The sequence below is a fragment of the Nocardia aurantiaca genome (assembly GCF_009708175.1).
Taxonomy (GTDB): domain Bacteria; phylum Actinomycetota; class Actinomycetes; order Mycobacteriales; family Mycobacteriaceae; genus Nocardia; species Nocardia aurantiaca.
This window is the reverse complement of sequence record NZ_WMBB01000011.1, coordinates 278793-300363: the sequence shown is the minus strand read 5'-3', so window position 1 is coordinate 300363 and position 21571 is coordinate 278793. Positions and strand designations below refer to the sequence as shown.

Genomic DNA, 21571 nt, shown 5'->3' with positions numbered 1-21571 from the left:
TCGTTCTACATGAAGACGCCGGGCGGATTCGACATCGAATTCGGTTGTGAGGGACTGGAAGTCGACGACCACTCGTGGATCGCACGGGAATCCACCGCGGTCAGCCTGTGGGGTCACGACTTCTCCGCCGGATTCGAAGCGAGCGAATGAGCGACGCCGAAACCGCGAGTGCGCCAGCGTAGTACGTGTGGACTCGCAGCTCGCGGAGATCACCACGGCCGCGGCGCGGCCGTTGCCGCCGAACCTTGACCGCCGCGGTTAGTGGCCTGTCTCTATGACGGCGCGGCCATTGAGGGGCCGAATTGGGCGGTTGGAGTATGGGAAGAAAGATGCGTCAGCGGTCCGCGACTTCGGTGGAGACGGGGACCGCGCTGGCGAGCACCATCCACGAGACGCCTTGGCTGCACGGCGGCGTGGTGCGTAGCCCTGCCCGTGGCAACCTGGCGCTCGTGTGGCACTAGCGGACCGATCGAAGGGGGCGCTCGAGATCCGGCTCGCGGTCGTTCGTTGCTTCAGGTGGCTTTGTTCGCTACGGCTGGTCACGACGCCGGGATCTTCCTCCTTCGGTCGCCGACAGCGTATGTCTTCACGATCTGCGCTGGTCAACGACGACTTCGACGCGTCGCTCCTGGGTGGCCGCGCCAAGGATGCTTAAGCTGTTTGCTAAACTATGCAAACAGCGGAGTGATCGTCCGCATCGCGTCGGCACGAGGAACGGGGAGTGGCATCGGATGCCTGGAATGCAGCGGCCGCTCTCTCAGATGAAGGCGGACTTCTTCAAAACCCTCGGACATCCGGTACGCATCCGGATTCTCGAGTTGCTCAGTGAACGCGAATATGCCGTCTCGGAGATGCTCGACGAGATCGGTATCGAAGCCGCGAACCTCTCCCAGCAGTTGTCGATCCTGCGCCGCGCCGGTTTGGTCACCGCGCGGCGCGAGGGCTTGTCGGTGACCTATGAGCTCACCTCGCCGCAGGTCGCGGAGCTGCTCGCCGCCGCTCGGGCGATTCTCACCGGCGTTGTGGCAGGTCAAGCCGAAGTCCTCGGGCAACCCGCCTGACCCTGCGCGGACACCCTCGGACCCGTGCATCGCCGCTGATCGCCTGTTTTCTGATCCGCGCGGTGTGTGCCGATCTCGGCGAGCTTCTCCGGTGGTCGTCGGGGCCACCACCGGGCCGGCCGTCGGCCGCGCGGGTCAGAGGTCGTTGCCCGCGTAGGAGAGGTTGAAACTCTTGTTGACCAGGGGGAAGTCCGGCACGATCGTATCGGTCATGGCGACGGGGAGGGCGGGCCAGTTGAACCAGGATGGGTCGACGATCTTGGCACGTGTGATCAGGCCCGAATCGTCGATCTCGACTCGATGTACGATCGTGCCCCGCCAGCCCTCCACGATGCCGACACCGCTGCCCGCCTGCCGCAGGACCGTGTCACGCTGCATGAGTTGTGTTGGGCCGGTGTGGGTGTCGACCAGATCCTCGATGAGCCGGATCGACGCGGCGAACTCGTCGCGGCGTATCGTGTAGCGGCTCAGTACGTCTCCGCCGCGCGCACCGGTGTCGGTCACCGGCAGTTCGACGACGGGGTGGTCGAGGCGAGCGTCGGTGACCAGTCCGCTGGCGCGGGCGACATATCCCAGGCAGCCCAGCGCGCGAGCGTCGTCGCCCGCCAGCACGCCGGTGCCGGCGAAGCGATCGTAGACGACGGCGTTGCCCAGAGTCAGCTCGGCGATCTCGGCCAGGTCGGCGGCCAAATTGTGGAGCCGGGCCAGGTCGGGCAGGGAACGGAGGGCGACGCCACCGGGATGGATGGCGCTGCGCAGCAATCGTTCTCCGGTGACGGCGGCGTTGATGCGCAACAGCTGCTCGCGGATGCGCAGGGCATGCGCGTTGGCCAGGCCGAAGCCGACGTCATTGGCGAGCGCGCCCAGATCGGCCGCGTAATTGTAGAGCCGTTCCAGCTCGACGAGCATGGCGCGTAGCCGGTGCACCGAGTCGGGAAGCCGGATACCGCAGGCTTCCTCGATGGCGAGACTGTGGGCGAGGGCATGCGCGGCAGAGGTGTCGCCGCTGATGCGTTCGGCCAGATCGGTCGCCGCGCTCGCGGGGCGACCCTGGAACTGGCGCTCGATCCCGCGATGCACCCACCACAGCCGAGCCTTGAGCCGCACGATGGTCTCACCCACGACGGAGAAGCGGAAATGGCCAGGCTCGATGAGTCCGGCGTGCACCGGCCCGACCGGGATCTCGTATACGCCGTCACCGGCGACCGTGAGGAATCGCAGTTCGTCGACCGCGCCGAAAACCGGTGCCGCAGTGGCATTCTCGCGCATCGGATGCCAGTCCTCCGGCCAGTGCGCGTGCCGCACCAGTCGCCGTGGACGCGGATGTCCACTCAGCCGGATCCCGTACAGATCTGCCATCTCCCGCTCGAAGCGCCCGGCTGGGAAGGACAGGTACGCCAGCGACGGCAGCACCGGGTCCTCGGCGGGGAGTGAGCATTCCAGCTCGGCGCGTCGGTCCGGGCGGCCGGCGACGAACAGATACACCACCCGAAGCCGCGCCCCATCATCGTGGGCGGCCGCGAGCGCGAGCCGGTATCCGGCATCGAAGAATTCTTCGGCCGCGTCGCGCAGCTCTGCGGTGGTGACGGCGCGGCGGCTGCGCTGGGGTTCGGTCATCGTGTCGCCACCTGGGCCGCGGCGGTCGTGAACAGGTCGGTCAGTGGCCCGGCGGTCACGCCCAGCACGACCGCCGCCGCGGCCCCGACAACGAGCGCGCCTGCCATCGTCACGGGGACCGTGATCGCGCGCGTGCCGGTGGGGACAGGACCGAGCAGAATTCGGCTCGAATTGCGCACGAGTGCGGCGAAGGCGATCGCGATCAGCAGCATCGCCACAGTCAGCGCCCAGGACAGCCGAGCATCCGCGAGAGATCGGGCGATGGCCAGCTCGCTGGCGAACATCGCGAACGGCGGCAGACCGAGCAAGGTGACCATGCCTACCGCGAAACTCGCGCCGATCAGACGGGATCGCGCAGCGACCGCTCGGATGGCGGCGATAGCGGTCGAATCGTGCGCGGCCTGCAACGGACCGGTGGACAAGAACAGCACGGTCTTACCGATGCCATGGGCGAACACATGCAACAGCAGCGCGGCGACCGCGAACTTCGTGCCCGCCGCGGCGGCGACAGCGATCAGGCCCATGTTCTCCATCGAGGAGTAGGCGAGCATGCGCTTGAGATCCCTGGTGACAGTGAGCAACAGCGCCGCCACCGCCAAGGTGGCCAGCCCCACGACCAACAGCCCGACGCGCAGGTAGCCCGGACCGGTGGCGGCGTCGACGAGCGCCTTCATCCGGAGCACGACCGAGAAGGCAACCGACAGCAGCACCCCGCTCATCAACGCCGACACCGGCGCGGGAGCCTGACTGTGGGCATCGGCGAGCCAGGTGTGGAACGGCACCAAACCAACCTTCGCGCAATAGCCGATCAACAGCAGTCCGCCGGCCAAACGGGTGACAGCGGGATCGAGAGCGGCGGCGTGAGCAGTGAGCACATCGAGATCGAGGGCGTGTTCGGACGGAGCGCCCGTGTGCCGGGCCGCGAAGTACAGCAGCACAGTCCCGCCGAACGCCACGATGATCCCGACCGAGCAGATCACCACATACTTCCAGGTCGCCTCGAGCGCCGCCCGGGTCCGGCGGTGCCCGACCAGGAAGGCGGTGGCAATGGTGGTGGCCTCCACCGCCACCCAGACGATGCCGATGTTGTCGGCGCACACCGCGACCACCATGGCGGCAAGGAACGCCGGCACCAGCGCCGCATACAGTCTCGCCCCGTCGGCGTCGGTGTGCCCGTGGTCGAGTTCGTCGTCGATGTAGCCGATCCCGGCCCAAGTCGCCAGCGTGCCCACTACGCCGATCACCGCCAGCATGGTCACCGACAGCGCGTCCACGCGCAGCAGTCCGTCGGCGAGAACGTGATCGTGCCCGGAGAGTCGAGTACCGAGCAGGGCAGCGCACACCAGGATGGTCGCCGCGCTGAGCGTGCCGAAAAGCGCTGTGCCACGCCGCCATCCGGCGACCGCGCCCACAGCGGCCGCGGTGACGGGAGTCAGGATCGCGATCAGGACGAGGATCGTCATCAGTCGTGCAACTCCCGCAACTGGTCGAGGTCGGCTCCGCCGAACGCACGCCGCAATCGTCCGGTCAGCACGCCGATGATCGCGACGGCGAAGAAGACATCCAGCGACACACCCAGCTCGACGATGAGCGGGACACCCGCGGTGAGCAGGAACGCCATCGCCGCGATCCCGTTGTCCAGCATGAGGAATCCCGCAGCCTGGGAGATCGCGTGGCGGCGAGTCGCCATGACGAACAACGCGATCAATACCACCGCGAACGCCGCGGGCACCGCGTCCGAGGCAGGCCCGGGTTCGAGCGCCACCACCGGCCGTGCCACCGCGAAGGCGACCACGACCAATGCCGCGGCCACCAGCAATGAGGAGGCGGTATTCACCAGCGGGGTCGCTTCGCGGTACTCCCGGCGCTCGGCACCGGCGGCCCGCCCCAACAGCATCGGCAGCGCCGCACCCCGCAGCGCCAACACGACAACGCCCACTACCAGTAGCGCGGTCTCACCGTGATGGGCGCCCTGCACCAGCGGAATCGCCGCCAGCGCTATGCCCTGAACGGCGAGCAAACGCACGATGGCACCCAGATCGCGACGCCACACGACGAATACCGCGGCCAGCACCAGCCCGCCCGCGGCCAGGTCGAGCATGCTCACATAACCCGTCTCGGTCATTGCGCTCCGTCTCCGATCAGGAATGGGACGTGAAGAAGTTCGCCGCGGTCACCGCCAGCAGTGCGAGCAGGAAGGACCCGGCCAGCAGCTCCGGCACCCGGAACAGCCGCAGCTTCGCGATGAACACCTCCGCGCTCGCCAGCGCCACCGCCAGCACCACGACCTTCACGACAATCGCGACCACACCCGCCACGACCGCGACCGCGCTCGGCGCCGCACCCGCGATTCCCCACGGCAGGAACAGATTCGCCAACAGGGCCAGCAGCACGGTCAAGCGCATGGCGCTCGCCCATTCGACGAGCGCCAGCTTCGGGCCCGCGTATTCGAGCACCATCGCCTCGTGCACCATCGTCAGCTCCAGGTGCGTCGCCGGGTTGTCGACCGGCAGCCGCCCCGTCTCGGCGATGATCACGATCACCAGCGCCGCCGCGGACAGCAGTCCGGTCAGCGACGCCACTCGGCTCGGGTGTGCGAGCGTACTGGCAACCAGCGCACCGAGATTCGACGAGCCACCCGGGATCGACAGCGCGAACACCGACAGCAGAATGGTCGGTTCGACCAAGGCCGCGATGACCGTCTCCCTACTGGCGCCCATGCCGCCGAAGGCGGTACCGGTGTCGATTCCGGCCAAGGTGAGCGCGACGGTGCCCAGGAACAGCAACCCGACCACCGCGAACAGATCGGCCGCGCCGTCGAGGGGAGACCCGGTCGCCACCAAGGGGGAGATGGCCGCGATGAGGAGAGTCGTGCCCGACAGCACCACGGGGGCCGCGGCGAAGACGATGGTGGTACCGATCGGAATGATCGACATCTTGCCGAGCTGCTTACGCAGATCTCGCCAGGGTTGCAGCACACCCGCTCCGGCGCGGCCCTCGAGCCGGGTTCGAGTCTGCCGCATCACTCCCAGTGCCAGCGGTGCGCCCGCGACGACGCCGCCGATCTGCGCCGCACCCGCCACATACGACATCGCCGTCATCGCGCCACCACCAGCACGATCAACACCCCGATCGCTCCGTACGCCAGATACAGATGCACGCTGCCGGTGTGGGCGCGAGCCACCGCCCGGGCCGCCAGCCGCACCGCACGTATCACCGGCCGATACAACCGCACCTCGACCGCGTCGCTGATGCGCGCGCGATAAGCGACCCTCTCCACCAGATACCTGGATTCGGCCAGATGAGTGATCTCTACATCGGTGTCAGGTCGCAGTACATCGTCGAACACACGCTGCAGCGGCTCACCGAAAGAGGTTGCGGTGTACTGCATTCGCGCATTCGGCTGGTCCGTGCCGCACGCCCACAACGGCAGTATCTGCGCCGCGGGTCGTCGCCGCGCCGTCCACCACGTGGCCGTAGAAACCACCAGGGCGGCGATCGCCAATGTCGCGGCGATCACGCCCGGCGCGATCGACCCCGGCAGGCCCGGCAAGCGCACGGTCGCACCCAATCCGGTGAACGCCGGGTCTCTCGATACCGGTATCGCGGCAAGCGCCCGCCGCAGACCCCGGGACAACACCACCGGCGCCACTGCCAGCACAAGACAGGCTGCCGCTGGGATCGCCATACCGGCCACCATCGAGGCCGGGACCTCGCGCGCCTGTGCCGTTAGTTCGGAACGAGGCCGGGCGAGAAACCCGATTCCGAAGGCCTTCACCATCGTCGCCACGCCCAGACCGGCGGTCAGCGCGACCGCGCCCACCGCCAGCGGCGCAGCCAGGGCCACCACCGGGTCGCGGGGTTGATCGGCGTGGATCAACGCCTGTACGAGCAGCCACTCACTGACGAAGCCCGCACCCAGCGGCAGACCGGACGCGCCCAGCGCCGCGATCCCGAACAAGCTCGTGGTCAACGGCATTCGCCGCGCCAGCCCGCCCAGTCGATCCAGATCACGCAGTCCGGTCGCCGCCAGTACCGATCCGGCGGCGAGGAATCCCAGACTCTTGAATGCCGCGTGGGCGAGCAGATGCAGCAATGCGGCGGTCATCGCGACCGTTGCCGCCGCGTGGGCCCCGGACGCGGTCAGCAGCACGGCCGCGCCCACCGCCAGCGTGATCAGCCCCATGTTCTCGATAGTCGAAAACGCCAGGAGTCGTTTGAGATCGGTCGCCACCGACGCCTGCAAGATCCCGTAGACCGCGGTCGTCCCACCGACGATGAGCAAGACCAGTCCGTACCAACGGAGGCCGGGGCCGAACAGGGTCACATCGAAGCGGATGATGCCGTAGATACCCAGGTTCACCATTGCGGCACTCATCAGCGCCGAGACCGGACTCGGCGCTTCGGGATGAGCGCGCGGCAGCCATGCGTGCAGCGGCACCAGACCTGCCTTCGAGCCGAACCCGGCCACTGTCAGCACGAACACTACGGCGTGGGTAGCCGGAGACAAGGTACCGAGCTCGGTGAACCGATCCGCGCCGCCGGCAGCAGAGGCCACCATCAACCCGACGAGGATCGCAGCGAACCCGAGCTGAGTCATCACCGCATAGAACACTCCCGCCGCGCGTGCCGCGGTCCTGCGATGCTCGGTCACCACCAGCACCAGCGACGCGATGGCCATCAACTCCCACGCCAGCAAGAACGTGGTCACCGACCCCGCCGCTGGCACCAGCATCATCGCCGCCGCGAAGAGGGGCAGGAGCGCCAACGGCAGGCGTCCCAGATGCTCGACCCGCCCGTAACCGATCGAGTACACACCGATCGGAACCGCCACTGCGCCGGTCAATGCCAGAAAGAAGCCACCGAGGGGATCCAGATGCAGATACACCCCCGACAAGGGCAGCAACCAGCCGATATCGACCGGGCCGGGTGCGCCGAACAACCCGATCGCACCGGCGGCCACTCCTGCGGCGCCGAACGTCGCGGTGGCGAGGCCGGCGATGAGGGACGCAAAACCGGTATGGTGCGCCGAAGCTGGCTCCGCGGACGTGGTGGCCCGTACGGAGGCGGTCATCGGTCGGTCACCGAGCGCAGCGCAGCGATGATCCGCTCCGGCGGTGGCGGGCAGCCGGGTATCTCCACATCGACGCCCACCACATCACCGACCGCGCCGACCACTCCGTACGCGTCGGCGAAAACCCCTCGGTTGAGGGCGCAATCGCCGCAGGCGATCACCAAGCGCGGGCGCGGGGTGGCCTCGACCGTCTGCGCCAGCGGAACCGCCATATTGCGAGTGACCACTCCCGTCACCATCACCGCGTCGGCGTGACGGGGCGAAGCGACCAGGCGCGCACCATAGCGTTCCGCATCGTGCACCGGACCGAACGCGCCGGAGATTTCCACCTCGCACCCATTGCACGAGCCCGCGTCGACATGCCGGATCTGCAGCGAACCCCGTAGCGCCGCAGGCACATTCGGCAGTGGGGCAGGCGAGTCGGGAGCGGGTTCGGCCGCCCGGCCGACCCGCCAGATCTTGCGTACCCAGCCCATGACGCGCCCTACCGTCTGCCGGTGGCGGCCGCTGGAAGACCCGCTGGTGCATCTGCCACAGGTAGAGGTCTACCAGATAGCGACCCATGAACTATCTAGTTGCGAAAATGTGCAATTTGGGCGTTTCTTGGCCGGATCAGCGGGTGTGAGCGGTGTCTGAATCCGCGTGACCGCACCGCGTGATTCGCCGACGACGTTCTGGTGGCGCCGTCAGTCCGGGGACGAATGGTATCGACGGTCGCGTGCCGGCGGGCGAATCTGCGACGCGCTCAGTCGAGCCCCCTATGCGACGGCCTCGGCTTCGTCATCCGCGGTATGGCGTGCGTGATTGATCGGCAGATAGCGGCGGGCATGGTCGATGGCCAGCCGGGTGTCGGCGAAGACCGCGTTCTCGCCGTCGGCGGGCAGTGCCCCGACAGCGGCCAGTCGACGGCGATGGTCGGATCGCAGTCCGGACATCAATACCGTGATGTGGCGGTGCTCGAGCTTGCCGATGACATCCTTGAGCACCAGTGCGCCGGTGGTGTCGAGGGCGGTGACTTTCGACATGCGCAGGATGACGACCTTGACATCCGACACCTCGGCCAGCTCCAGCAGGAATCGGTGCGCCGCGGCGAAGAACAGGGGCCCGTCGATGCGGTAGGCCACGATGTGATCGTGCAGTAGCTGGTGCTCCTCGGCGAGGTGATCGCCCTCGTCGAGGGGCACCTGCTCGAGCCGGGCTTCCCGGGCCACGGACCGCAGGGCGAGCACGATCGCGAAGCCCACCCCGACCGCGACCGCGGTGACCAGGTCCAACGCCACCGTGACCGCGAAGGTGAGTGCCATGATGACCGCGTCCCCACGAGACGCGCGAGCGATCGCCATCAGCGAGGCCGTCTCCACCATCCGCACCGTGGTCGCCAGCAGTACACCCGCCAGCGCGGCCAGCGGAATGTCGGCAACCAGTGAGGAAGCAAGGTAGATGATCGCCGCGAGCAGCAGCGCGTGCGTCAATGCCGCCAACCGGGTACGCGCGCCGGAGCGAACGTTCACCGCGGTGCGTGCGATTGCCCCGGTAGCGGGCACACCCCCGAACAGGGGCGCGGCGATATTGGCCAGGCCCTGCCCGAACAGCTCACGGTCGGGGTTGTGTCGAGTTCCCACCGCCATCGAATCGGCGGCGGTGGCCGACAGCAGCGATTCCAGCGCGGCCAGCGCCGCCACCGCCAAAGCGGGTGCGATCAGCGACCCCAGCTGATCGAGGTGCACGAATCCGAGCGACGGCGCCGGCAGTCCGGCGGGGATCGACCCGATGCGGGTCAGATTCAGGTGGAACACCGAGGCGACGATGGTCGCGGCCGCCACCGCGATGAGCGCGAACGGCAACTTCGGCAGGAATCGGCCACCGATCAGGATGGCCACGGCCACGACGACCGCGGTCACCGGAGTGACCACGCTGGGATTCGCGAGGTATTGGCGCACCGCGTCGAACGCCGACTGCCACACCTTCTCGCCCTCGGCGTGAGAGATGCCGAGAGCGGCGGGAAACTGCTGCAGCGCGATCACGACCGCGATCCCGGCGGTGAACCCCTCGATCACGGGGGCCGGCATGAAGCGCACCGCGCGACCGACACCGGCCACCGCGAGCACCATCAAGATCAGCCCCGCCATCAACCCGACCGTCAGTACACCGCTCGCCCCGTGCGCATGCACGATAGGCACCAACACCACTGTCATCGCGCCCGTCGGCCCGGAGACCTGGAACCGGGAGCCGCCGAAAACAGCGGCCACCACGCCCGCGATCACCGCGGTCGCCAGCCCGGCCGCGGCGCCGAGTCCGGAACTGATGCCGAAGCCCAGTGCCAGCGGCAGGGCTACGAGGGCCACGATCACCCCTGCCATCAGGTCGGCGCCCGGAGAGCGCACAGCCGGCTTCCACTCCGACCAGACCGGTAGCAGCGTGCGCAAGGGCAACCGCGTGGATACCCGGCGGCGGGATTCCTCGACAGGCGGCGTCGGTCCGGACGGGGGAGTGGCTAGGGCGCTATCGGTCACAACTGCTCGCTTTCTGGATATCTAGGTTATTAGTTTAGAAATCCTGCAATCAGTCGGCCAGGTTTTGATGTGGTGATCATCCCCACTGAATCCGCGCCGACGTCGGTCGATGCGCCTGAGGATGGAGTCGCGGCGGGCGGCAGCCGGTCTGGGGCAACGCCGCAAGCTGCGGGCTTGCCGGTCCGCGTCGACGCGGCCGGCGCATTGGTTGCTAATATTCGCAAATAGTTAGAAAGGTGGACATGGTGAGGGTGACACGTATCAGCCAGCTGCGGGGACCGATCCTGCGGTGCACAGAGTGCGGACTACTGTGCCGGACGTCCGCGGTTGTGGCGGGCAGTGAGTCGTGTCCTCGTTGCGGAGTCGAGAGTTTGGTTTTCGCCAGCACCGGTGATCTCTTCGCGGCCTTGGGGCGAGACTGACGACCGCGGGACCGGACTCCCGGTGTTCGTCGATGAGCCGACGTCGGCCCGGTGCTCCTCGGGTGCTGTGGGCGGGTTCTCATTGCTCGACGTCGCCTGGTGCAGGAACCTGGCCAGGAGGGTTGCGACGACGTCAGGCTGTTCGATCGTGCTGGTATGGCCGCATGTGTCGATGATCTCGAGCCGCGCCTCGGGAATCAGAGCGGTGATCTCGCGGGCCCGGTCCGGCGGGGTCGCCTGGTCGTCGGCGCCGACCGCGACCAGGGTCGGGACGGTGATGGCGGGAATTTCGTCGAGCACCGAAGCGCGGTCGGCGACACCGAGAACAGCCGCGTGGACAGCCGTGCGGCGCAGGCGGCGCAGGCGGCCGGACCATTCGCGGATGACGGGCCCGGACGCGGGGTCCGATCGGAACGCGGGACCGAACATATGTGGCTCGACCAGTGTTTGGATCGCCCGGAAGCCGAATAGCCGCACCGCCAGCGCCAGTCGCTTGTATTCGCCGATCTTGGCCGGATCCTCCTGCCGCGCACTGGTATCCAGCAGGGTGAGCGACCGCAGCAGGTCCGGTTGGCGCGCGGCCAAGCGCTGACCGACGAACCCGCCCATGGAGAGGCCGACCCAGTGGACGGGTGCGACACCGAGATGGTGGATGAGCCCGGCGGCATCGGCGGCCAGCGTGTCCATGTCGTATCCGCCGGCGGTGGGCGGGGTTTCGCCCTGTCCGCGCCAATCGATCGTGATGCAGCGGTAGCGGCCGCGCAGGGCTTCTATCTGCGGCCCGAACATCCAGCCGCCGAACAACAGTCCGTGTCCGAAGACGATGGCCTGCGGATCCTCATGGCCCGGTGGGTTTCCAGTGTCGGAGTAAGCGATCGGCACTCCCCCGATCTCGGCGATGGGCATGCGGGCTCCTGATCAGACCGTGACGACGAGTTCGGCGGCGTTGGCCATCAGCCGCCGCATCCGGGCGCGGTCGGGTCGATCCTGATCCCGCATCGATGGCCCGCCCATCACCCGGTCGACCCCTCCGAGCGCGCTGCTGTCGCTCTCCCAATCAGCCGGTCGGGTCAGGTTCGCCTCGTCGAACGAATGCGAGAACCATTGCGGCGCAGCCACATCCGCGAACCCGGACAGAGTCCAGAACCCGAGCGGGTGCTCGTGGGCCGGTGCTTCGGCGCGCGGTCGCGCATAGTGCGGGTACGGGCCGGCGGCGAATCCGGGTGCGAACGGGTCGACGACGAACGGTGCGGCGCTCACGATTACGCCAGCTTCACATTACGCATGGTGACGAGGGCGGTGGCGCAGTGGATTTCGTCCTCGTCCTCGATGGAGTAGACGTCGGCGGCCGCGGTGGTGATGAGCGTGCCGGGCTTGAGCACCCGCCCTCGTGCCACTATCCGCTTGCCCTTGGCGGGGGCGAGGATCTTGACGGTGTAGTCGATGGTCATGTTCACCCAACCGGGCGCCAGCAGGGTGCCGGCGGCGGATCCGGCGGCGAAGTCGGCCAGCGATCCCAGTACTCCACCCTGGAGATACCCGTTGTGCTGGGTGAGTTCGGCGCGATAGGGCTGGATGATCTCGACCGTGCCGGCCTCGATGCGGCCGAATTCGAAGCCCAGGTGCTGGGCCGCGGGCATACTGAGCACCGCCGCGGTGACGATCTGCGCGAAGTCGGGGTTCGGTGCCTGCGGGGTGGTCATGGTCGGCTCCTCAATGCGTCGGTGTGTTCGTCGGTTGCGGGTTCCACCGAGTGAATTCGGCGGCCAGATAGCGTTGTCGGGCGGCGGAGCGCATGATCTTGCCGCTGCTGGTGCGCTGCACCTGATCCGGTGCGGCGAGCAGCACGTCGGTCAGTGCGAGGTCGTGTTCGGCCAGTACAGCCGCCTTGATCGCGCCGATGACGTCGACCGGATCGGCCTCGGCATCACGGCGGATCTCGGCCACCACAGCGGGTTTCTCGCCGTCGGGCGCGGGGATGGCGAAGGCCGCGATCGAGCCGGTTCGCAGGGCCGGGTGCGCGGCCGCCGCGGTCTGTTCCAGGTCCTGTGGGTAGTAGTTGCGGCCGCGAATGATGATGAGGTCCTTGGCGCGGCCGATCACGTACAGTTCGCCGTCGATGAGTAGCCCGAGGTCGCCGGTGCGCAGGAATCGTCCGCCTGCGCGGAAGGTCCGGTCGGTGGCGGCCATATTGCGCCAATAGCCTTGCGCGACATGGCCGCCGGAGACCCAGATCTCGCCCACCCGGTCGGGCGGGCACGGCTCGCCGGTAGCGGTGTCGACGATGCGGACCTCTTCGCCGGGCAGGATCTGGCCGGAGCCGACGAGTGTGCGGGCGCGTGGTCCCGTCGCCGGGGCGTATCGACCGGTCGCCAGCGCGTCGGTGTCGGTTTCCAGCAGCCGTGGCCCGCGGCCGGGGACGCTGCCGGAGACCAGCAGGGTGGCCTCGGCGAGCCCGTAGCACGGATACCACGCATTCGCGCTGAACCCGTGCGGCGCAAAAGTTTCGGTGAACCGCTGCAGGGTGTCGGCCCGGATCGGCTCGGCCCCGTTGAACGCCACCTTCCAGCTGCTCAAATCCAGCTTGGGGACCGGCCCGGCCGCCGCGCGCGCCACGCAGGCTTCGAAGGCGAAGTTGGGGCCGCCGCTGGTGTGCGCGCGATAGCGGGTGATGGCCGACAGCCACAGCAGCGGCCGACGAATGAAGGCCATCGGCGACATGAGTACAGCGGTCGCGCCGACGTAGACGGGTTGGAGCACATTGCCGATGAGACCCTGGTCGTGGAAGAACGGCGCCCAGCCGACCACGGTGGAGTCGCGGTCGTGGCCGAATCCGCGTCGGATCATTTCCTCGTTGGCTACCAGGTTCGCGTGGCTGACCATGACGCCTTTGGGCGCGGCGGTGGATCCGGAGGTGTACTGCAGGAAGGCGGTGGTCGCGGGCGTCGCTCGGAAGGGCTCGAATGACGCTGCGGCCGCGTGCATGACGTCCACGCCCAGCCACCGTGTGGCCGGGCAGTGCGGTTCGAGCACGGCCCGCAGCGGTGTCAGGAACATGTCCAGACTCAACACCGCCATCGGTGCGCAGTCGCGCACGATGGAGCGCGTGCCCTCTTGAATCCGATTGCGCCGCGGCGGATTCAGTGGCACCGCGATGACACCGGCGTACAGGCAGCCGAAGTAGGCGATGATGAATTCCGGGCACTGAGGGAATACCAGCACCGCCCGATCGCCGGGCGAGCACCATTGCCGCAGTTCGGCGGCCAAACCCAGGGCACGAGCGTGTAGTTCGCCGTAGGTGAGGGTGGTGGTCTCCTCGCCGTTGTCGTCGAGGAAGAGGTAGGCGGTCCGGTCCGGCTCGGTGGCCGCGCGGTCGCGCAGGATGTCGGGCAGCAGGGCAGGCGGTGCGGTGGTCATACGGCACTCCGGATGGTCACCGGCAGTCGCCGCAGGCCGCGCACGATGAAACTGTTGTCCTGCCATTCGAACTCGTCGACCGCCGGTTCCAGGTCCAGCTCGAACAGGTGGGCGAAGGCGATCTCGCTCAGCAGTTCGGCCAGCAGCCCGCCCAGGCAGCCGTGCATGCCGTGTCCGAAGGCCAGGTGCCCGGCTCCGCCGCGAACGAGGTCGAATTCATCGGGGCGGAGGAAGACTTCCGGATCGCGGTTGGCCGCGCCCAGGCACACCAGCACCTGGTCACCGGCTCTGATGGTCTGGTCGCCGAGTTCGACGTCGCGGGTGGAGAGGCGTTTGGTCAGCTGCAGCGGGCAGTCGTATCGGAGTGCCTCGGTGACGGCGGCTTTCACCAGGGTCGGGTCGCGGCGCAGCGCGGCCGCCTGGTCGGGGTGGTGCAGCAGGGCCAGCGCGCCGTTGCCGATGAGCGATTTGGTGGTCTCGTTGCCGGCCACGAAGCTCATGATGCAGACGAAGATCAGCTCTTCGTCGCTGAGGGCGTCGCCGCCCGCGGTGCGGGTTGCCAGCAGACGGCTGATCAGATCCGGGCCCGGCGCCGCGCGGCGGGCCGCCAGCACATCGGCGAGGGCGGTGGCGAAGTCTTCGACCACCTCACGCGCTCGAATGAAGTCCTCGGCCTTCATCATTCCCGGTTCCAGCAGGAACCGGATGTCATGGGTCCAGGCGGCGATCTGTTCGCGCAGTGTCTGTGGCAGCGCCATCCACTCACCGAGCACGGCTACGGGCAGCGGCGCGGCCAGGTCCGCGATGACGTCCATGCTTCCGGCCGCCTGGGCACGGGCAACGACCCGGGCCGTGAAGTCGGTGGCGATCGGCCGCAGTTCGGCGACTGCCTGGGTGGTGAAGACGCGATTCACCAGGCCGCGCAGCCGGGCGTGGTCGGGATTGTCGGTGAATACCAATGATTTGCGGCCCAGCCGCTCGATGCGGTCGACTCCGTCCAGCCCGAGCCGCTCGGCCTGCTCGGAGACCAGCTGCGGGATCAGGCCCGCGCTGAAGCCGCGGTCGTGGAGTACGGCCTTCACGTCGGCGTGACGGGTGATCACCCACATGCCGAGTGTCTTGTGCGCGGCCCGATTCTCGCGCAGGTCGCGATACATCGGATAGGGGTCGCGCCGGAATTCGGCGCTGAAGGGGTTGAACCGGGCGCGCGGTCGGGCGTGCTGGAACGTCATGCGATCCGGTCTCCGCGTTCGGCGAAGAATCCGGCGGCGTAGGGACGCAGCACCAGCCGGTACAGGGCGAGTTTGCCCATGCGGAAGCCCATCGCGGACAGCTTCAGGTACCGCTGATAGCGGGCTACGGTGTCGGCCCCGATGAGTTCGACGGCGGCATCCCGGTTGGCATGCAGGCGGTGCGCCCATTCGATGCAGGTCCAGGCGTAGTCGAGTCGGCCGTTGGTGACCGCGCAGACCTCGAAGATGCCATCGGCGGCCGCGGCGATCTCGGCCAGGGTGGGCAGTTCGGCGTCGGGGAAGATCTCCCGCTGCATGAAGGTATTCGCCTGTGCCGCGGTCATGTTCGCGTAGGCGATGGTCTGCAATGACAGCGCGCCGCCGGGCTGCAGCCAGTCGCGGCAGCGGGTGAAGAACTCGCGGTAGACGGCAATCTTCTGCTCGGCGGTGTCGTCCGGGCGGGCGAAATGCTCGAATGCGCCGATGGAGATGATGCCGTCGAATCGGTCTTCGGGCCTGTAGTACAGCCAGTCCTCGACTCGCACCTCGACACCCGCATACTGCTGCGCTCGAACATATTCCGCTTGTTCGAGACTGAGCGTCAGTCCCACCGACCGGCCCACCCCGTGGTTGCGAGCGGCCCGGGCCAGGACGGCTCCCCAGCCGCAGCCGATGTCGAGGATCGAGTGGGCGTTGTCGGCGTCGACGGCGTTCAGATGGTGGCGCAGCTTATGCTCCTGCGCGTTTTCCAATGTGTCATCAGGCTTTTCGCGCAAGGCGCAGGAGTAGCTGAGCGTCGGGTCGAGCCAGAGCCGGTAGAACTCATTGCCGACGTCGTAGTGATGGCGGATCGCGGCGGCCGCGGCATCGGTGCGCGCGCTGTCCACGATCCGCTCGGTATCGAGATCGACCATGTCAGGCCACGTTCCGGGCAGTCTGCTCGTGCAGGTAGGCCGCGACCGCGTCGAGGTTGGGGTTGCGGTAGAGATCCTCGGGCGAGAGGTCGACGCCGTAGCGTTCCTCGACCTCGATCAGCAGCGCCACCGCCAGTGCGGAATCCACGCCGAGGCGGTCGAAATCGGCGGCCGGGTCGATGGCGGAGGCAGGCATCTCCATCAGATCGGCCAGATACTGCTGGCACCAGGTGACGATGGCTTCTTTGCTGGTATCCACGGTGGGCCCCTCTCAGGCAATACGTTTGGCGGCCATACGGGCCTCGGACGGCAACTTCAGATCCCAGGCGAGACCGGAGGCGGCAAGGGCGCGGATCAGCCAGTAGCCCGGATCCAGCCGGTACCAGTCCAATCCGAACGACGGCGATTCCGGGAAGGCGTGGTGATTGTTGTGCCACGATTCGCCGAGCGTCACCAGTGCGAAGACGCCGCCGTTGCGGCTGTTCTCGCGGGAGTCGTAGGGGCGTGTGCCGAACATGTGCAGGAGCGAATTGATCGCCCACACGATGTGTTCGAGCAGGAAGATGCGTGCGAACCCACCCCATAGCAGGCCGCTGACGGCGCCGGTCCAGCTCATGCTGATCAGTCCGCCGATCACGGTGGGAATCAGCAGCCCGAGCGCGACCCACCAGTAGTACAGGCGCGCGACGCGCACGATGCCGCGGTCGCGCAGCAGATCGGGGGCGTAGTGCACGATGTTCGGGTATTCGTGGCGGCGCATCCACAGGAAATGCGAGTGCGCCAACCCTCGTACCGCCCCTCGGAATCCGTCGCCGGACAGGTTCGGCGAGTGTGGATCTCCTTGGCGGTCACTGTATTCGTGGTGCCGCCGATGCAAGGCCACCCACGACACCACGCCACCCTGACCAGCCATCGAGCCGAGCACCGCCAGCACGACCGCCACCCACGGGGCAGCCTTGAAGGTGCGATGCGTGAACAGCCGGTGGTAGCCGACTGTCACCCCGAGCCCGGTTGCCAGCCACATCGAGAACAGCAGGCAGAATTCCAGTAGCCCGAACGGGCGCACCCACAGGAAGGCGAACGCCGCTACGGTCCCGATGATCGGCAGCACATCGAACAGTAGGAAGTGCCGACGCTGTAGCCGGTGAATGTAGGGGTTGCTGATCGTCTTCTTGCGCGGTTCGGGCTTCCCGGTCTCCAAGACCTCCGGAAAGTCCCCGACCGATAGCGAATCGTCGTCGGTCATCGCAGTTCACTGAACCCCTCGTGATTGGCGTTCGACCGGCGCCGACGAATCGCCGGCGTCGATCACGGACTCGACGCTACGGTTGCGTCTCCAGATAGTGGCGTCGAATTCCGTTTGCCTGCATAGCGATTCGTTCTATCTATCGAGGGTTCCCAGGTTCGCAGGCCAGGTGTGGCTTCGTTGAGGCAGTCTCTAGGAGTCGGTGCGGGCGAGTTCGACGGTCACGAAGTTGTCGATATGGAATCGCCGGAATTGGCGTTGGCGCCGCGGGGTCAGCAGGGTTTGCGCGGCGGCGGCATCGATGATCCTCGGGGTCCCGACCGCGTAGGTGCGGCCTCGACGGGTGAGGGTCGACGTGCCGGTGTGCTGGAGGTTGCGCAGCCAGTCGACTCGGGTGCCGTAGGGCAGGGGAATGATGAACCCGTTGGCTGTCGGTTCGGCGACGATCGGGGTCGCGTACTTAGTGCCGGTGCGTCGGCCGATGTGCTGAATCAGCGAGGCGTACCAGTATTTTCGACCGGCCACGGGCCTCATGAGTCGGTTGGTCACGTACTTGTTGAACACCCGTAGCGCCTCTCGAGCCGAGGTCGAGTCGGGTGCGGTCGACGGTTTATCGGTCATGGTTTCGATGCTCACCCGGCGGGTGCACAGTAGAGCAGAGGAGAGGGCACCGCCCTCGATGGCATTTGGTCCTCTCATTGACCTCGATCTTTCGCCCAGCCCGGCGTGTTCGGGTGACGCGTGGCGGATGCCCCGTATGAAAGGCGTTCCAGTGCGGCGACCAGTAATGTTCATCGGTCCGGATTCGGCACCCGGGCCGGTGGCCGACACCGCCGAGACACTATGACCGAACCGGACAGGCCCGATCCGAGGGTGTCATCGCGGTGGGGTCGACCAGCGCGTCGACGAGCGGGGCCAGTCGCCGAAGTTCTTCGAGATGGGTCGCACTGAGTCGTGCGAGGATGTCCCGACCCGCCTCGGTCAGTGCGAGACGGACGACGCGGCGGTCCTTGCCCTCCTCCCGATTTCGAGCGACGAGGCCGAGTTGCTCGGTGCGATCGATCAGTTGCACCACACTGTGGTGCCGAGTGCACAGATACTCAGCGATTTCTCCGATGCTGGGGCCGGCTGGATGTGAATGGCCTCGAATCGCCAGCAGCAGTTGATGCTGAGTGGCGGTGAGTCCCACGTCGGCTGCTCGCCGCTCACTCCATCGCAGGAAGTGCCGGAGCCCTGCCCGGAACCTGAGCAGCCTCGAATACTCGTCGTCACTGAGGTGATCATCGGCCGACATGGACTGGTATATCATGCCGTGATATTATCACAGGGCGCCGCATAGGCCGGGTGGTCAGGGCTGTTGCCGTCTCCGCTCGACCCTCTCTATTCACGTACTGCGTCTGAAGGTGGTGGAGGACATGACCAGTGAGGCCATGAGCATGAGCCGGCATCCCGACATCCTGGAGTTGCGGGCCAAGCATGAGAAATATGAGCTCGCCTCGGAGGCGCCGGCCGCCCAGGCGGTTGCCGGCCTGATGTTCCTGACCGGGCTCTATATCGCGATCTCGCCCTGGGTTGTCGGATTCAACGGGTTCGCGACTTTGACAGGGAACAACCTCATCGTCGGGATCGCCCTGGCGATGCTGGCCCTGGGATTCGCTTCGGTGTACGGCCGGACGCACGGCATCGTCTGGACCGCTCCACTGATCGGTGTGTGGACGATCATCACTCCCTGGGTGGTGAGCGGCAATGTCGATACCGCATCGACGATCTGGAGCAACGTAGTCGCCGGCGCGGTCGCACTGCTTCTCGGTCTGGGCTCGATGGTCCTCGGGATGAGCCGAACCGGCCGACTGCAAGGCCTGGTGCCTTCGGCGGGCGCGAGGCAAGGTTAGGTGTACTGACCACGGACGTTGGTGACGGCGTGGCGAGCTGACATGGCGAAGACCTCCGAGTGAAATGCGAGCTGTCGCATTCACTCCGGAGGTCTTCGTGTCTTCCCGTCATGCCCCGGTTGTCGGAGTTGGGCCGACTGCGGTTCACATGTTGCGTCATCGAGCAGGGCCGGCCACTTCGGGGGGCGAAGTTGTCCCGGAACTCGAGGCCGCGCCGCTTCTGATCCAATCCTTGCCCGCAACACCGCGCCGGCCCTCGCCCGCCGTGGAATTGTCTGCGACGGGACCAACCGAAATCGCGCTCAGGATGCTCGTCGACACGTTGAACACACCTTCGAACCGATAGGTGTACCTCGAACAGATTTGCGGATCCGCAGATTGCGATGAGCATTCCCCGTCGGCCCGTCCACCTCTCGTCGCCCATGTCCGCGGTCGTGGTGCGGATCGGCCCGCGAGTAGACGCGCACGCGGGCGGCCCCCATTCCAGGTGGCGGCCTTGGTTGGCCCGCGCAGTCCCCATTCGCTCGCCGATATAGCCAGCGTGGCGTCAGGGACGCGCGGACTTCACACGGCTCGGCTTGGTGAGATCCTCGCCTCGCATCACGGCGTCCCACCAGGAATCGAGCGGGCTGGGGTCCGGCCAGATGACCGGGCTCTGTCTGTCGTAGGAAGTCCGGTGCGCGTTGTCGATCACGGCGTTCTCCTGACGCGAATCGAGTGATGAATATCAGGATCGCCGGATGATCGGCTCGGAACGAGGGGACTGCGGCTCGCTTCGGGCGGGGCTTTGGTCCCCGCGGTAGCGTACAGCCGGTCAGGGTGCGGTCCATGTTCCCGTGACATCGCGTCCGCCGATTCCGTTCAGCCGCAGTTCAACCGACGCGCCCGAACCCATCGGAGCGGGAATGCGCAGTGCTCCCGAGCGGTGATGGCCTCTCGGAGCCGGTCGGTTCGGTGGTATTCATTTCGCACTGAAGGGCTGCGGGCCTGGTGATGGGATCGAAACCTCGGCGGACACGACGTTTCGAGGTTCGCCGCGAGTGAAGGCGTCGATATTGTCGATCGTGGCGTCGATGAGCCGGTGCAATGCTTCGTCGGTGTTGTAGGCGTTGTGCGGAGTGACGAGTACGTTCGGGAAAGCCAGCAGGGCGTGGTCGGCGACGAGGGTGGCCATGTCGTATTTCGGGGCTGGGTCGCGGAAGATGGCCGCTTCCTCGCGGATGGCGGGTTCCTCCGGCAGTACGTCGAGTCCGACCGCCCGCAATCTGCCGACCGCGAGCGTTCGAACCAGCGCCGCGACGTCCACGATGTGGCCGCGGGCGGTGTTGATCAGGACCGCATCGGGCTTCATGAGCGCCAGTTCGCGGTCGGAGATGAGATGGACGGTGTCCGGTGCGGCGGGCGTGTGCAGGGTGAGAACGTCTGCCGCCGCGAGTGTTTCGTCCAATGACGCGTAGCGAAAACCCATTGCCCGAGCGGCAGCGTGGTCGGGGTGGGGATCGGTGGCGATCACCGCCATGCCGAAGCCGTGTGCGATCTGGATGACGCGCCGGCCGATGCGTCCGGTCCCGACGACGCCCAGCACCCGATCGTGCAGCTCGAAACCACGGAGTCCGGTCTGGTTGAAGAGCCCGTGGCGGGTGCGCTCGGCCGCCTCGACCAGGTGGCGGGCGAGGCCGAGGAGGAGGGTGAAGACATGCTCGGCGACGGTGGAGTCGCCGTAGTCGGGCACATTGCACACCGTGATGCCGTGCGCCGCACAGTAATCCATATCGATGTGATCGAATCCGCTGGACCGTGTCGCCACCAGCCGCAAGCGCGGGAATCGGGCGAGGACATCGGCGGTCAGCCGCGAATACACGAACGGGCTGATCACCTCGGCGTCGGGCGCGCTGATATGTGAATCGAGCGGCTCGGAGAAACAAACCAGCTCCTGTTCGTGCGCGAGCCGTCGGCACGCGGCGTCTTCCCATTGTTCGGTTTCGAAGATCGCGATTCGCACGATTCTCTGCCTTCTCACGGGACGCCGAATCCACGGTACCGCCGTCGATGGAGGCGTTCTACGGGCCGATGTCCAATCTCGCTTGCCCGGAGGGCACCGTGACCGTGGTCCAAAGGCCCTGTCGGCCGTGCGACGCCGCGCCCAGGATCAAGGGGAACGCACCGGCCGGTGCGATATCGAC

General features: G+C 67.1%; 22 protein-coding genes and 1 pseudogene. 4 read left to right on the top strand and 19 right to left on the bottom strand.

The window, feature by feature from the left end; all coding sequences use genetic code 11:
- From GLP40_RS24295 to GLP40_RS24290, 3 genes and pseudogenes are all read left to right on the top strand, one after another.
- A pseudogene (locus tag GLP40_RS24295) lies at positions 1-150 on the top strand (2,3-dihydroxybiphenyl 1,2-dioxygenase); the annotation flags it as partial.
- A 179-nt stretch (positions 151-329) separates the two neighbouring features.
- Positions 330-461, top strand: a complete 132-nt coding sequence (locus tag GLP40_RS34570; RefSeq protein ID WP_268867155.1) for a hypothetical protein — start codon at positions 330-332, stop codon at positions 459-461.
- A 270-nt stretch (positions 462-731) separates the two neighbouring features.
- On the top strand, positions 732-1061 hold the full coding sequence (locus GLP40_RS24290; protein ID WP_154790280.1) for an ArsR/SmtB family transcription factor: 330 nt from the start codon (positions 732-734) through the stop codon (positions 1059-1061).
- 135 nt (positions 1062-1196) lie between these two features.
- Here the strand turns inward: GLP40_RS24290 and GLP40_RS24285 are convergent, their stop codons facing one another.
- From GLP40_RS24285 to GLP40_RS24205, 17 genes are all read right to left on the bottom strand, one after another.
- Positions 1197-2678 carry a hydrogenase large subunit gene (locus GLP40_RS24285; protein WP_154790279.1) on the bottom strand — a complete coding sequence of 494 codons (1482 nt, stop codon included), beginning with the start codon at positions 2676-2678 and terminating at the stop codon, positions 1197-1199.
- Positions 2675-4141 carry a proton-conducting transporter transmembrane domain-containing protein gene (locus tag GLP40_RS24280; protein WP_154790278.1) on the bottom strand — a complete coding sequence of 489 codons (1467 nt, stop codon included), beginning with the start codon at positions 4139-4141 and terminating at the stop codon, positions 2675-2677. The genes GLP40_RS24285 and GLP40_RS24280 overlap by 4 nt, the downstream gene beginning before the upstream one ends.
- The gene (locus GLP40_RS24275) at positions 4141-4803 is read right to left on the bottom strand and encodes a hypothetical protein (RefSeq protein ID WP_154790277.1); all 663 of its coding nucleotides are present in this window, start codon (positions 4801-4803) and stop codon (positions 4141-4143) included. The genes GLP40_RS24280 and GLP40_RS24275 overlap by 1 nt, the downstream gene beginning before the upstream one ends.
- 16 nt (positions 4804-4819) lie before the next feature.
- On the bottom strand, positions 4820-5770 hold the full coding sequence (locus GLP40_RS24270) for a respiratory chain complex I subunit 1 family protein (protein ID WP_154790330.1): 951 nt from the start codon (positions 5768-5770) through the stop codon (positions 4820-4822).
- 5 nt (positions 5771-5775) lie between these two features.
- Positions 5776-7752: a proton-conducting transporter transmembrane domain-containing protein gene (locus GLP40_RS24265; protein WP_154790276.1), complete on the bottom strand. Its 1977-nt coding sequence runs from the start codon at positions 7750-7752 to the stop codon at positions 5776-5778.
- A complete protein-coding gene (locus GLP40_RS24260; RefSeq protein WP_154790275.1) occupies positions 7749-8228 on the bottom strand; it encodes an NADH-quinone oxidoreductase subunit B family protein in 480 nt (159 codons plus the stop codon). The genes GLP40_RS24265 and GLP40_RS24260 overlap by 4 nt, the downstream gene beginning before the upstream one ends.
- Positions 8229-8510: 282 nt before the next feature.
- Complete coding sequence (locus GLP40_RS24255) at positions 8511-10265, bottom strand: SulP family inorganic anion transporter (protein WP_407671657.1); 1755 nt, start codon at positions 10263-10265, stop codon at positions 8511-8513.
- Positions 10266-10570: 305 nt separating this feature from the next.
- Positions 10571-11593, bottom strand: coding sequence for an alpha/beta fold hydrolase (locus GLP40_RS24250; RefSeq protein WP_154790274.1), 1023 nt, complete (start codon positions 11591-11593; stop codon positions 10571-10573).
- 12 nt (positions 11594-11605) lie between these two features.
- A complete protein-coding gene (locus tag GLP40_RS24245; RefSeq protein ID WP_154790273.1) occupies positions 11606-11947 on the bottom strand; it encodes a hypothetical protein in 342 nt (113 codons plus the stop codon).
- A 2-nt stretch (positions 11948-11949) separates the two neighbouring features.
- The gene (locus GLP40_RS24240) at positions 11950-12390 is read right to left on the bottom strand and encodes a PaaI family thioesterase (RefSeq protein ID WP_154790272.1); all 441 of its coding nucleotides are present in this window, start codon (positions 12388-12390) and stop codon (positions 11950-11952) included.
- Positions 12391-12400: 10 nt separating this feature from the next.
- On the bottom strand, positions 12401-14104 hold the full coding sequence (locus tag GLP40_RS24235) for a fatty acyl-AMP ligase (RefSeq protein ID WP_154790271.1): 1704 nt from the start codon (positions 14102-14104) through the stop codon (positions 12401-12403).
- Positions 14101-15336, bottom strand: coding sequence for a cytochrome P450 (locus tag GLP40_RS24230; protein WP_230329867.1), 1236 nt, complete (start codon positions 15334-15336; stop codon positions 14101-14103). Before GLP40_RS24230 ends, GLP40_RS24235 begins: the two co-directional genes overlap by 4 nt.
- Positions 15333-16250 (bottom strand): SAM-dependent methyltransferase, encoded by a 918-nt coding sequence (locus GLP40_RS24225; protein WP_154790270.1) that lies wholly within the window; start codon positions 16248-16250, stop codon positions 15333-15335. The genes GLP40_RS24230 and GLP40_RS24225 overlap by 4 nt, the downstream gene beginning before the upstream one ends.
- Position 16251: 1 nt before the next feature.
- A complete protein-coding gene (locus GLP40_RS24220; protein ID WP_328290589.1) occupies positions 16252-16509 on the bottom strand; it encodes an acyl carrier protein in 258 nt (85 codons plus the stop codon).
- A gap of 12 nt (positions 16510-16521) precedes the next feature.
- Positions 16522-17496: an acyl-CoA desaturase gene (locus tag GLP40_RS24215; RefSeq protein WP_154790269.1), complete on the bottom strand. Its 975-nt coding sequence runs from the start codon at positions 17494-17496 to the stop codon at positions 16522-16524.
- Between the two features lie 192 nt (positions 17497-17688).
- Positions 17689-18117: a PNPOx family protein gene (locus tag GLP40_RS24210; RefSeq protein ID WP_154790268.1), complete on the bottom strand. Its 429-nt coding sequence runs from the start codon at positions 18115-18117 to the stop codon at positions 17689-17691.
- Positions 18118-18337: 220 nt separating this feature from the next.
- Positions 18338-18790 (bottom strand): MarR family winged helix-turn-helix transcriptional regulator, encoded by a 453-nt coding sequence (locus GLP40_RS24205; protein ID WP_154790326.1) that lies wholly within the window; start codon positions 18788-18790, stop codon positions 18338-18340.
- A gap of 121 nt (positions 18791-18911) precedes the next feature.
- Between GLP40_RS24205 and GLP40_RS24200 the strand changes: the two genes are divergently transcribed.
- Positions 18912-19388 carry an SPW repeat protein gene (locus GLP40_RS24200; protein ID WP_154790267.1) on the top strand — a complete coding sequence of 159 codons (477 nt, stop codon included), beginning with the start codon at positions 18912-18914 and terminating at the stop codon, positions 19386-19388.
- Positions 19389-19935: 547 nt separating this feature from the next.
- Here the strand turns inward: GLP40_RS24200 and GLP40_RS24195 are convergent.
- Both GLP40_RS24195 and GLP40_RS24190 read right to left on the bottom strand, forming a co-directional pair.
- Positions 19936-20082, bottom strand: coding sequence for a hypothetical protein (locus GLP40_RS24195; RefSeq protein ID WP_154790266.1), 147 nt, complete (start codon positions 20080-20082; stop codon positions 19936-19938).
- A 267-nt stretch (positions 20083-20349) separates the two neighbouring features.
- Positions 20350-21390: a hydroxyacid dehydrogenase gene (locus GLP40_RS24190; protein WP_328290588.1), complete on the bottom strand. Its 1041-nt coding sequence runs from the start codon at positions 21388-21390 to the stop codon at positions 20350-20352.
- Positions 21391-21571 lie beyond the last annotated feature (181 nt).